This window comes from Phytobacter sp. V91 (assembly GCF_965644225.1).
Classification (GTDB): Bacteria; Pseudomonadota; Gammaproteobacteria; order Enterobacterales; family Enterobacteriaceae; genus CBFFRJ01.
Genome location: NZ_CBFFRJ010000151.1, coordinates 1 through 11454, shown reverse-complemented (window position 1 = coordinate 11454; position 11454 = coordinate 1). Strand labels below are relative to the sequence as shown.

Here is an 11454-nt window from a genome sequence, read left to right as displayed (position 1 = left end):
CGGGCATCGTGAAAAATCTATGGCAAAGAAAGCCTTATGTTCTCATAACTGACGATTAAATCGCACCTTCCTTAATATTTCGTCTTTTTAATAAATTCCTGGTGCCAGTTAACTAATTATTAACATTGATCTCAGATTATTTACTGATGCTTATTTGTTTCAAAAAGATATTGATTAATGTGGCCCGGGGTTTTACTGTAGATAGTGTTAACTACTAGTATGGTAGATGTCATTAAAAATCAGAATCGAGGTTGTTGTATGCAGATGACAATGCGGTGGTTTGGCCCAAAAGAGGACAAGGTCTCTCTTGAATACATCCGTCAGGTGCCGGATGTGGAAGGTGTGGTTGGCGCACTTTACGATGTCCCTGTCGGTGAAGTGTGGCCGGTCGAGAAGATTGAAGCGCTGGTCGGGCAGGCCCATGCCGCCGGGCTGAAAATGGAAGTCATTGAAAGTGTTAATATTCATGATGACATCAAAATCGGTCTGCCGAGCCGCGATCGCTATATTGAGAACTATCAGCAAACTATCCGCAACCTTGCCCGTTTCGGGGTAAAAGTCATCTGCTACAACTTTATGCCGGTCTTTGACTGGATGAAGACCGACATGAACTATGTTCTGCCGGACGGTTCGCTGACCATGGCGTTTGAAAAGAAAGGCATCGACAAGAGCCTTGAAGAGGTGGTCAGCGAAGTACTCGGTAACTCCAATGGCTTTGCGCTGCCGGGCTGGGAGCCTGAGCGACTGGCCCATGTGCAGGCGCTGTTTGCCAGCTATAAAGATGTGGATGACGAGAAGCTAAGGGCAAATCTGGTTTACTTCCTGAAAGCCGTTATTCCGGTCTGTGAGGAAGTGGGTGTCAAAATGGCGATCCACCCGGACGATCCGCCGTACTCTATTTTCGGCCTGCCCCGCGTTGTCAAAAACCGTGATGATCTCGACTGGCTTTGCAAAGCGGTGGACTCAGAGGCCAATGGGATCACGCTTTGTACCGGATCGATAGCTGAAGATCCTGATAACAACGTCTACGAGATCCTGGCGGAATTTACCCGTCGTAAACGCATTCATTTTGCTCATGTCCGCAATATTAAGATTATCAAAGACAAAGATTTCTATGAGTGCGCGCACCCGTCACAGTATGGCTCGCTCGACATGTATCAGGTCATGAAAGCGCTGCATGACAACGGTTTTGATGGCTATATTCGCCCGGATCATGGCCGATTTATCTGGGGGGAAACTGGCCGTCCGGGCTACGGATTATATGACCGCGCTCTGGGCGTGACCTATCTGCTTGGCCTCTGGGAAGCACTGCAGAAACGCTAATCCCTTAATCCTGCTGGCGATACACTTTCGCCAGCATTTTCCTCTGACTTATGACTTATCCCTGTCTACCCCCTCTCTACTCCTCTTGTCGTAAAGTGCCTTTTGCCATTCACATTGCGCACTTAAAGTAGTATTTTGAATGCAATATAACGTTTCTTCCGACACACATTCCTACGAGGATGAAACACGCAACGCATTGTTATACCAACGAATTATGTGCACGTCCGCAGTACGCCATTATGGACAAATGACACCGCGCCAGCTTCTATCTGGCAGCGTCATCTCGATGCGGGAACGCGGCAGGGCGTTTACCCGCGCCTGAGCGTGATGCAGGGGACGATCCGTTACTTAGGCTACGCCGATGAGACCAGCCCGGAGCCTGTCGAGACGCTGACCATCGAGGCCGGACAGTTTGGCGTGTTCCCGGCTGAGGTCTGGCACCGTATTGAAGCCTTGTCTGACGATACGGTGTTCAACGTTGATTTTTGGGTTGATCCTAAAATTTTGATCGAAGGCTGAGGGAGATAAAATGACCACTGAAAACCTGGGCTATACCTTAGCGGTAACCCACCGCAGCAGTAGCAAAACCCATGAAAAAATCTGGTTGAAACCGATGGCGCTGTATGTGCCGGATGTTGCCGTCGGCGCGGTTGCTGAGCTGGTGGCGCAACTGGCGGACAACAGCGAAAGCGAAAACGGCTTTGTGCTGACTGTGACCAACAACAACAACGGCGTGTCCGTCGATAAGGACAGGCTGACGTTGGCAGATCTGCACGATCCGACCTTTGCCGCCGATGCCGTGAAAGACTTGATTAATATTGTGCGTGGCTACGAGTCCGACGAAGAGACCAACGTCTGCGGCTGGTAACGTTGCTGGCGCTTTAACGCCTGAACATATCGCATGGCCGCGCAGACAGCCATGCGGTGTTTTATTCAGTAAAAGGTATCCCCACCGGTCAGATGACCTACCCAGCCCTGTGGATTGGTGAAAATACGGATAGCGACAAAATCAGGATATTCACCGCCATCGAACCAGTGCGCGGTGTTTGCCGGAACGCGGAGCAGATCGCCAGCATGGCACTCCAGTTTGACCACCTGGTCTGCGACAGGCACGAAAAACGTCCCAGAGCCATGGACAAAAAGGCGGACTTCATCTTCGCTATGAGTATGCTCCTGAAGGAATTTCTCCCGCAGCGCCAGTCTGTCTTTATGGTCCGGCGTCAGGGAGATAACGTCAGCTGACTGATAGCCTTCGCGTTTTTTTAATGCTTCGATTGGGTCGTGAAACTGAGCCAACAGACGTTCGCTGGTGCTGTCTTTATCCACACCGCTGATATCCCAGCGTTCAAGCACAATACCCGCCTGGGCTAAAAAGGCGCTGATATCATCAAAAGCGGTAAGGGATGTAATGGGCTCGCTGGTATCTGGGCGCTGAAAAACATGTAATGCGGTCATTCTCTTTTACCCCCTGTTAAATGAAAGAGATAACCTTTCATTTAATATGGATAATTGCAAGACGGGTTCCCCATATCATATTGCTATTGATTATTAACCCTAAGGTTGACCGCCCAGGTATTTTCACCCCCTCCGGCAGGAGAGGGTTGAGGTGGGGAGAATTAAACTCCCTGCTCCAGAATGCGAATATGGGTTTCAAGCACGTTGCCTTTGACCGCCTCGCTCCAGGCTTTCATATGCGGTGTTGCCAGGTGCGCTTCCAGATGAGCGACCGTTTCCCACTGCTCAACCATCACAATGGAGTCCGGCGCAGACGTCTGGAAACTCACGCCTGCAGCGTGGTCGACCCATGGCGCGTAGCCATGGCAACCTTCTTCCTGCAACACCACAGGAATAATCTGTGCAAATCTTTCAAGAACCGCCTGGCGATGGTGCTGTCCTGGGCGGGTACGAATTTCAGCAATCACTGTTAACATGGCAAACTCCTTCTAAGTCCAGCCTCCCAGTTAAGCAAAAATCTCCCCGAGATGCTTGCGATATTCTGCGATATAACGCGGCACATCAGGCATTTTGATCACATCGTTGACGATAAAGGTCGGCAGGGCTTCCATTCCCAGGAACTGGTTGGCTTTGTGGAACGGCAGATACACGCCATCCACCCCCACGCCATGGAAGAACTGGTCCCGATCGTCAAAGGCATCCAGCGGCGCATTCCAGGTCAGGGAGAGCATATATTTTTTACCCTGGATCAGACCGCCGGAACCGTATTTTTTCGCGGCATCAGAACGGGTGCGACCGTCGCTGGCGTACAGTGCGCCATGGCCTTCGGTGAAGACATCATCCATATATTTTTTCACCGTCCAGGGCGCGCCCATCCACCAGCCAGGCATCTGCCAGACCACCACATCGGCCCACAGGAAATTCTGTACTTCTTCATTGATATCGTACTCACCGTCGGTGCGAACGGTTTTTACCTGATGTCCGGCATCACGCAGGAAGCTTTCGGCAACGGAGGTCAGGGTATCGTTGAGTTGACCATTGGAGTGGGCAAATTTTTTGGCGCCATTGATAATCAGGATATTGCTCATCGGGATTGTGTCCTTAGCGAAACGTTATTGGCGACAATTCTATCCTGATATCATCTGTGACGAACCTGGCAAAACGTGCAAAGACTTTTGCGTTTTAAGCAATAATGTTCACCAGCGGAGCTCGGCGATAAACCCACGGGGAGCGTTGTGCGCAAAGGTTGCCGTCATCTGGTGCATATGGGCAATACGTTTCACGATGGACAAGCCCAGACCACTGCCGATTTCACTCTGCCCCGGAGGACGATAAAAGCGTTCGCCAATGCGGGCAAGGGCGTCTTCACTGATGCCGGGGCCATTATCGCTAACGCTGAAGCTGCGGGCGTTAAGCGTCACGTTGACCACGCTACCCGCCGGGCTGTAGCGCACGGCATTATCCACTAAATTACGCACCAGCAGGCTAAGCAGCAGGGGCTGGCCGGGGAGCCTTGCCTCTTTTGCGTTGAGGTTCAGGCGGAGCTCAACACCCGCCTGGCGGGCCGGGTGATAAGCATCCATGACCGCCGACTGCAGCAGCGCTTCAAGGGGGATGAGCTGTACATCGTCAAGGCTCTCCAGCGAATCCAGACGCGACAGAGTCAGCAGTTGATCCACCAGGCGGGACGCGCGATCTATCCCGCTATGCAGCTGTTGCAGCGCTTTGTCGCGGGCTTCAGGATCGTCCTGCGACAGCTGAGCGACCTCAGTTTGTACTTTCAGCGCGGTGAGCGGACTACGCAGTTCATGAGCGGCATCGGAAGTGAAACGCCGCTCGCGCGCCATCATGTTTTGTGTGCGGATAAAAAGCTGGTTAAGCGCATCCAGCAATGGGCGGACTTCATTCGGTACGCCGTTGCTGTTGAGCTGCTCGGCGCTGTCCGGCGACCGCAGGTGCAGCGCTTGTGCCAGTCGCCTGAGAGGTCGGAGCTCCAGGCTCAACAACAGCACCAGCAATGCCAGCATCAGCGGTAGCGCCACCAGCCAGGGGGTGAGCTGAGAGCGAATAATATCCACCGCCATTTCTTTGCGATAATCCCACTCCTGGCCCACCGCAATCCGGTGCGTGCCGTCTGCGGAGGTGAGCCACAAAAAACGCCACTCATCGTCGTCATCGAGCAACCGGCCATTTTCAAAGCCGTCGCGGTGGTATTTCCACGGGATCTGCTCGCCGTTTTGCCCGTCGTGCAGGACTCTTTTGCCGTCGAGGGAAAAAATCGCAAAGGCCAGCGCGTCATCATCAAGGTGCCCCTTCCTCACTTTCTTCGTCGGCACCGGAGGAGGCATGTCCTGGCGGAATTCATCAATGCTCATGGCGCTGAGCCGTTTGGCGAACAGCATTTGTTGGGTGTCAAAGAGTTCGTCCAGCGTATCGCTGGTTTGTTGCCAGGCGACGAGGCTTGCCGCCAGCCAGGCCGCAGCGGAAAGCAGCAGAAACAGCAGCGTCAGGCGCAGGCGCAGGCTGGTAATCTTTGGCAGTCTCATGTGTCACCCAGGGTATAACCGATGCCATGAACGGTGCGAATAAACCCGCTGCCGAGTTTACGGCGAAGATGATGAACATGGACTTCAACGGCATTGCTGGAGACATCGTCGTCCCAGCTGTAAATTTTCTCTTCGATCAGTTTGCGCGGCAGGACGCGGTCTGCATTGCGCATCATCAGCTCCAGTAACGCGAACTCTTTCGGCTTTAAGGTAAGCGGTTCACCGGCAAGGGTGGCGATGAGATTGACCGGATCCAGGGTAACCTTCCCATGGCGCAGTTCGCTGCGCGCCTGACCATGCGTCCGGCGCACCAGGGCTTCCAGGCGGGCGGCAACTTCAATCAGGGCGAAAGGTTTACACAGATAGTCGTCCGCGCCGAGGCGCAACCCTTCAATACGCTGGTTAAGCGCGTCACGAGCGGTGAGGATCAGCACGGGTTCACTATGGCCCTTGTCGCGCCATTCGCGCAGAATATCCAGACCGTCCATGCCCGGCAGCGTCAAATCCAGCACCACGACATCGTAGGGCGCGCTGTACAGCGCCTCTTTCCCCACAACCCCCTCGGTGAACCAGTCGAGGCTGAAGCCCAGTTTGCTCAACCCGGCTTTGATGCCATCGCCAATCAGCTTGTCGTCTTCAATCAGTAGTACGCGCACAGGAAACTCCGTTTGCCTTCTCCAGCAGGCAGTAAACATGCAATTTAAGGAGGTTGTACAGTACAAATAATTATTTTTGCGCCTTAAGAAGTTGTTAAGAACTCCAGGGTTTAATGGTGACAAATCAACTGATCAAGGGAGAGAAAAGATGAAAAAACTCATTGCTATTACCGCTATCGTTATGATGTGTTCAGCCCCTGTATTTGCTGCTAACGCCAATACAACGCAGAACGGTGGATTCAATGGACCGACCGCGCAGGGTGGGGGATTCACGGGCCCTGGCGGCGGAATAACCACGGTTGAAGGTGCAAAATCGATGCGTGATGATGCCTGGGTGACCCTGCGAGGTAATATCGTGGAGCGCCTGTCTGATGACGTTTACACCTTTAAAGATGCCACCGGGACGGTCAATGTTGATATCGACCATAAACGCTGGAACGGACTGACGGTTGGGCCACAGGACCTGATTGAAATTCAAGGGGAAGTGGATAAAGACTGGAACTCTGTCGAGATTGATGTCAAGCAAGTCAGCAAAGTGGACAAGTAACCTTTTCCCTGGTGCCTAAAAAATCGCGCATAGTTATGACTCCTCGCCGCAGATAGGTTAGTATCTGCGGCAATATTGCCGCCGAAAAGGCGGGCGCACACGTTGAGGAATCACGATTAATGAGCGATATGGCAGAGCGCCTTGCGCTGCATGAATTCACGGAAAACGCCTACTTAAACTACTCCATGTACGTCATCATGGACAGGGCGTTGCCGTTTATTGGTGATGGCCTGAAACCTGTTCAGCGTCGTATCGTGTACGCGATGTCTGAGCTGGGGCTGAATGCCAGCGCCAAATTCAAAAAATCCGCCCGTACCGTGGGCGATGTACTGGGTAAATACCATCCGCACGGCGACAGCGCCTGTTATGAGGCGATGGTGCTGATGGCGCAGCCGTTCTCTTACCGCTACCCGCTGGTGGACGGTCAGGGAAACTGGGGGGCGCCGGACGATCCGAAATCCTTTGCCGCCATGCGTTACACCGAATCCCGCCTGTCGAAATACGCAGATATCCTGCTGGGTGAGCTCGGCCAGGGAACCGCGGACTGGGTGCCAAACTTTGATGGCACCATGCAGGAGCCGAAGATGCTGCCTGCGCGTCTGCCCAATATTCTGCTTAACGGCACCACCGGCATTGCGGTTGGGATGGCGACCGATATCCCTCCGCACAACGTGCGCGAAGTGGCCAGCGCGGCCATTGCCCTGATTGATCAGCCGAAGACCACCCTCGATCAACTGCTGGATATTGTTCAGGGCCCGGACTACCCGACGGAAGCGGAGATCATCACGCCGCGTACTGAGATCCGTAAGATTTACGAGAACGGTCGCGGTTCCGTACGTATGCGTGCGGTATGGAAGAAAGAAGATGGCGCGGTGGTGATAACCGCACTGCCGCATCAGGTTTCCGGCGCACGCGTGCTGGAGCAAATAGCCGCGCAGATGCGCAATAAAAAATTACCGATGGTCGATGACCTGCGTGACGAGTCGGATCATGAAAACCCGACCCGCCTGGTTATCGTGCCGCGTTCCAATCGTGTGGATATGGAACCGGTGATGAATCACCTGTTTGCCACCACCGATCTGGAAAAGAGCTACCGCATTAACCTTAATATGATCGGTCTCGATGGTCGCCCGTCGGTGAAAAATCTGCTGGAGATCCTCACCGAGTGGCTGGCGTTTCGTCGCGACACGGTGCGTCGCCGTCTGAACTATCGCCTGGAGAAAGTGCTTAAACGCCTGCATATCCTTGAAGGTTTGCTGGTGGCGTTTCTCAACATTGACGAAGTTATCCATATCATCCGCACTGAGGATGAGCCGAAGCCGGTATTGATGTCGCGGTTTGATATCAGTGAAACCCAGGCTGAAGCGATCCTTGAGCTGAAATTGCGTCATCTCGCCAAACTCGAAGAGATGAAAATTCGCGGTGAGCAGGACCAGTTGGCGAAAGAGCGCGATCAGCTGCAGAGCATTCTCGCCTCCGAACGCAAAATGAATAACCTGCTGAAGAAAGAGTTGCAGGCAGATGCCGATGCCTTTGGCGATGACCGCCGCTCACCGCTTCGCGAGCGTGAAGAGGCGAAGGCGATGAACGAGCATGACATGCTGCCGTCTGAGCCGGTGACCATCGTGTTGTCGCAGATGGGCTGGGTGCGTAGCGCCAAAGGCCACGATATTGATGCCCAGGGACTCAGTTTCAAATCGGGCGACAGCTGGAAAGCCTCTTCCAAAGGGAAGAGTAACCAGCCGGTGGTGTTTATTGACTCAACCGGGCGCAGTTACGCGGTTGACCCCATTACGCTGCCTTCTGCCCGTGGTCAGGGTGAACCGCTGACGGGTAAACTGACGCTGCCGCCAGGGGCGATGGTTGAACATATGGTGATGACCAGCGAGGATCAGAAACTGCTGATGGCGAGCGATGCCGGCTATGGTTTCGTCTGTACTTTCAGCGATCTGGTTGCCCGTAATCGTGCCGGTAAGACCTTGATTAGCCTGCCAGATAACTCACGAGTGATGCCGCCGCTGGAAATCGAAAATGACACCGATATGCTGCTGGCGATCACTCAGGCCGGACGTATGTTGATGTTCCCGGTCAGCGATTTGCCGCAGCTCTCCAAAGGTAAAGGCAACAAAATCATCGGTATCCCATCTGCGGAAGCGGCGAAAGGGGAAGATGGGCTGTCGCATCTCTATCTGTTACCGCCTCAAAGCACGCTCACTATTCATGTCGGGAAGCGCAAAATTAAGCTGCGTCCGGAAGAACTGCAAAAAGTGCAGGGTGAGCGCGGTCGCCGTGGAACCCTGATGCGTGGGCTACAACGTATTGATCGCGTTGAGATCGACGCGCCTGCTCGTGCCGCAGGGAACAGCGAAGAGTAATTCGTGCATCTCTTGCCCCTCGTTCTGCGGGGGCAAGACTAACTTTTCCCGTAAAAGCGTTGTTTATTCGAGAATTGCGATTAACAATATGTCCTTTTACGGACCTGCATCTGATCTGGCCTTCGGTGTTGATGGTGATGTTCAATGCACAAAGGATGGGTTTTCGAGGTAGCTATGCTATTTATTATTCGCGCAATCATTGTTGTTATTTATTCCATTCTGGTTTGTGTATTTGGCTGCCTTTACTGTTTAACGAGCCCGCGTAACCCGAAGCATGTTGCTACTTTTGGCCACCTGTTTGGTCGCCTGGCTCCGGTGTTTGGCCTGAAGGTTGAAAAGCGTCTGCCTGCGGATTTTTCCAGCTACGGCAAGGCGATTTACATCGCCAATCACCAGAACAACTACGATATGGTGACCGCCGCCAACATTGTGCAGCCGCCGACCGTGACCGTGGGTAAGAAAAGCCTGCTGTGGGTTCCCTTTTTTGGTCTGCTGTACTGGCTGACAGGTAATTTGTTGATTGATCGTAATAACCGTGCAAAAGCGCATGGCACAATTGCGCAGGTGGTGAAACATATTCAGAAACGCAACATCTCGGTCTGGATGTTCCCGGAAGGCACCCGCAGCCGTGGCCGCGGCTTGTTGCCGTTTAAAACCGGTGCGTTCCATGCGGCGATTGCGGCGGGGGTGCCAATTATTCCGGTCTGTGTTTCCACCACCTCGAATAAAATTAATCTGAATCGTATTAAAAACGGCCTGGTGATTGTCGAGATGTTGCCGCCAATCGATACCAGCAGCTACGGTAAAGATCAGATCCGTGAGCTGGCTGCCCACTGCCATGATGTGATGGCAAAGAAGATTGATGCGTTAGATAAAGAAGTCGCCGAACGCGAAGCCACGGGCCGGGTTTAATTCCCTCAGGATTTATGTTGCCGGGAAATGACTTCCCGCGCAGTTTATTCAGTGTCACACGGAGCAACTATGTCACTCAGCCGGCGTCAATTTATCCAGGCATCCGGAGTCGCACTCTGTGCCAGCGCGATGCCGCTTAGGGTGAATGCCGCAGGGCAGCAGCCCCCGCTGCCCGTGCCCCCGTTGCTGGAATCCCGTCGTGGGCAGCCGTTATTTCTGACGCTACAGCGCACGCACTGGTCATTTTCCACCGGGACCCGGGCCCAGGTCTGGGGGATCAACGGTCGCTATCTTGGGCCGACGATCCGCGTCTGGAACGGCGATGACGTCAAACTGATCTACAGCAACCGGCTGGCAGACAATGTCGCCATGACGGTGAGTGGTTTGCAGGTGCCCGGACCGCTGATTGGCGGGGCTGCCAGAATGATGACGACCAATAACGACTGGGCTCCCGTGCTGCCGATCCGTCAGAGTGCGGCGACTCTGTGGTACCACGCCAACACGCCAAATCGCACCGCGCCTCAGGTTTATAATGGTCTTGCGGGCATGTGGCTGGTGGAAGATGAGGTCAGTAAATCCCTGCCGATCCCTAACCACTATGGGGTTGACGATTTCCCGGTCATTATTCAGGACAAGCGACTGGATAACTTTGGTACGCCGGAATACAGCGAACCGGGCAGCGGTGGTTTTGTGGGCGACACGCTGATGGTCAACGGCGCGCAAAGCCCCTATGTTGAAGTCTCCCGTGGCTGGGTGCGTTTACGTCTGCTCAATGCCTCCAACTCCCGTCGCTATCAATTGCAGATGAGCGACGGACGTGCGCTGCATGTGATCTCCGGCGATCAGGGTTTTTTGCCGGTGCCGGTATCAATAAAACAGCTGGCGCTGGCGCCGGGCGAGCGGCGGGAAATTCTGGTTGATATGACCAATGGTGATGAGGTGTCGCTGACCTGCGGCGAAGCGGCAGGTATTGTCGACCGCCTGCGCGGTTTCTTTGAACCTTCAAGCATTTTGATCTCCACGTTGGTGCTGACCCTGCGTCCTACCGGGCTACTGCCGCTGGTGACGGACACTCTGCCGATGCGTCTGTTGCCGGGGGATATTATGACCGGCACGCCCATTCGTAGCCGTGATATTACGCTGGGCAGCGATCCTGGCATTAACGGTCAGCTGTGGGATCCACAGCGTATTGATATTACCGCGCAGCAGGGCACCTGGGAGCGCTGGACGGTGCGTGCCGATATGCCGCAGTCGTTCCATATGGAAGGGGTCATGTTCCAGGTACGCAATGTCAATGGCGCGATGCCTTTCGCGGAAGACCGTGGCTGGAAAGACACCGTCTGGGTGGACGGGCAGGTTGAGCTGTTGGTCTATTACGGGCAACCTTCCTGGCCCCACTTCCCGTTCCAGTACGGTAGCCAGACGCTGGAGATGGCCGACAGGGGAACAATAGGGCAGTTGCTGGTGAACCCGGCGCCGTAATCCCCCTCACCCCGCCCTCTCCCAAAAGGGAGAGGGAGAAAACCCGACTTCCAGCCCGCTCCATCGGTTCCCTCTCCCTCAGGGAGAGCAGCTGTGTTTAAAGTCAATGGGCGGCAGCTAACCTGCCGCCCATTTTGTATTGTCACGCACCATGGCGT

At 54.1% G+C, this 11454-nt stretch carries 12 protein-coding genes; 7 read left to right on the top strand and 5 right to left on the bottom strand.

Going from position 1 to position 11454, the window contains the following annotated elements; all coding sequences use genetic code 11:
- The first annotated feature begins 258 nt into the window (after window positions 1-258).
- From uxuA to ACSZO4_RS22180, 3 genes are all read left to right on the top strand, one after another.
- On the top strand, window positions 259-1323 hold the full coding sequence (gene uxuA, locus ACSZO4_RS22190; RefSeq protein ID WP_437891222.1) for a mannonate dehydratase: 1065 nt from the start codon (window positions 259-261) through the stop codon (window positions 1321-1323).
- Between the two features lie 195 nt (window positions 1324-1518).
- The gene (locus ACSZO4_RS22185; RefSeq protein ID WP_437891223.1) at window positions 1519-1842 is read left to right on the top strand and encodes a DUF1971 domain-containing protein; all 324 of its coding nucleotides are present in this window, start codon (window positions 1519-1521) and stop codon (window positions 1840-1842) included.
- A 10-nt stretch (window positions 1843-1852) separates the two neighbouring features.
- Window positions 1853-2191, top strand: coding sequence for a DUF1869 domain-containing protein (locus ACSZO4_RS22180; protein ID WP_437891221.1), 339 nt, complete (start codon window positions 1853-1855; stop codon window positions 2189-2191).
- Between the two features lie 65 nt (window positions 2192-2256).
- Here the strand turns inward: ACSZO4_RS22180 and ACSZO4_RS22175 are convergent, their stop codons facing one another.
- From ACSZO4_RS22175 to qseB, 5 genes are all read right to left on the bottom strand, one after another.
- On the bottom strand, window positions 2257-2778 hold the full coding sequence (locus tag ACSZO4_RS22175; RefSeq protein ID WP_437891220.1) for a 1,2-dihydroxy-3-keto-5-methylthiopentene dioxygenase: 522 nt from the start codon (window positions 2776-2778) through the stop codon (window positions 2257-2259).
- Between the two features lie 161 nt (window positions 2779-2939).
- The gene (locus ACSZO4_RS22170) at window positions 2940-3254 is read right to left on the bottom strand and encodes a putative quinol monooxygenase (RefSeq protein ID WP_437891219.1); all 315 of its coding nucleotides are present in this window, start codon (window positions 3252-3254) and stop codon (window positions 2940-2942) included.
- Window positions 3255-3284: 30 nt separating this feature from the next.
- Window positions 3285-3866, bottom strand: a complete 582-nt coding sequence (locus ACSZO4_RS22165; protein ID WP_437891218.1) for an NAD(P)H-dependent oxidoreductase — start codon at window positions 3864-3866, stop codon at window positions 3285-3287.
- A gap of 108 nt (window positions 3867-3974) precedes the next feature.
- Window positions 3975-5324 carry a quorum sensing histidine kinase QseC gene (gene qseC, locus ACSZO4_RS22160; protein WP_437891217.1) on the bottom strand — a complete coding sequence of 450 codons (1350 nt, stop codon included), beginning with the start codon at window positions 5322-5324 and terminating at the stop codon, window positions 3975-3977.
- Window positions 5321-5980 (bottom strand): quorum sensing response regulator transcription factor QseB, encoded by a 660-nt coding sequence (gene qseB, locus ACSZO4_RS22155; protein ID WP_437891216.1) that lies wholly within the window; start codon window positions 5978-5980, stop codon window positions 5321-5323. The genes qseC and qseB overlap by 4 nt, the downstream gene beginning before the upstream one ends.
- Window positions 5981-6128: 148 nt before the next feature.
- Between qseB and ACSZO4_RS22150 the strand changes: the two genes are divergently transcribed.
- The 4 genes from ACSZO4_RS22150 to ftsP all read left to right on the top strand — a co-directional run bounded on the left by ACSZO4_RS22150 (window position 6129) and on the right by ftsP (window position 11296).
- Window positions 6129-6527: a YgiW/YdeI family stress tolerance OB fold protein gene (locus ACSZO4_RS22150; protein WP_437891215.1), complete on the top strand. Its 399-nt coding sequence runs from the start codon at window positions 6129-6131 to the stop codon at window positions 6525-6527.
- A 119-nt stretch (window positions 6528-6646) separates the two neighbouring features.
- Window positions 6647-8902 (top strand): DNA topoisomerase IV subunit A, encoded by a 2256-nt coding sequence (gene parC, locus ACSZO4_RS22145; RefSeq protein ID WP_437891214.1) that lies wholly within the window; start codon window positions 6647-6649, stop codon window positions 8900-8902.
- 174 nt (window positions 8903-9076) lie between these two features.
- Complete coding sequence (locus ACSZO4_RS22140) at window positions 9077-9814, top strand: 1-acylglycerol-3-phosphate O-acyltransferase (RefSeq protein ID WP_437891213.1); 738 nt, start codon at window positions 9077-9079, stop codon at window positions 9812-9814.
- Window positions 9815-9883: 69 nt separating this feature from the next.
- Window positions 9884-11296, top strand: a complete 1413-nt coding sequence (gene ftsP / locus ACSZO4_RS22135; protein ID WP_437891212.1) for a cell division protein FtsP — start codon at window positions 9884-9886, stop codon at window positions 11294-11296.
- Window positions 11297-11454: the final 158 nt, after the last annotated feature.

Excerpts from the sequence above, each read along its gene's own strand:
- ACSZO4_RS22170 (WP_437891219.1), bottom strand. The coding sequence starts at position 3,254 with ATGTTAACAGTGATTGCTGAAATTCGTACCCGCCCAGGACAGCACCAT.
- qseC (WP_437891217.1), bottom strand. The coding sequence starts at position 5,324 with ATGAGACTGCCAAAGATTACCAGCCTGCGCCTGCGCCTGACGCTGCTG.
- ACSZO4_RS22140 (WP_437891213.1), top strand. The coding sequence starts at position 9,077 with ATGCTATTTATTATTCGCGCAATCATTGTTGTTATTTATTCCATTCTG.
- ACSZO4_RS22165 (WP_437891218.1), bottom strand. The coding sequence starts at position 3,866 with ATGAGCAATATCCTGATTATCAATGGCGCCAAAAAATTTGCCCACTCC.
- ftsP (WP_437891212.1), top strand. The coding sequence starts at position 9,884 with ATGTCACTCAGCCGGCGTCAATTTATCCAGGCATCCGGAGTCGCACTC.
- ACSZO4_RS22180 (WP_437891221.1), top strand. The coding sequence starts at position 1,853 with ATGACCACTGAAAACCTGGGCTATACCTTAGCGGTAACCCACCGCAGC.
- ACSZO4_RS22175 (WP_437891220.1), bottom strand. The coding sequence starts at position 2,778 with ATGACCGCATTACATGTTTTTCAGCGCCCAGATACCAGCGAGCCCATT.
- ACSZO4_RS22150 (WP_437891215.1), top strand. The coding sequence starts at position 6,129 with ATGAAAAAACTCATTGCTATTACCGCTATCGTTATGATGTGTTCAGCC.
- parC (WP_437891214.1), top strand. The coding sequence starts at position 6,647 with ATGAGCGATATGGCAGAGCGCCTTGCGCTGCATGAATTCACGGAAAAC.
- uxuA (WP_437891222.1), top strand. The coding sequence starts at position 259 with ATGCAGATGACAATGCGGTGGTTTGGCCCAAAAGAGGACAAGGTCTCT.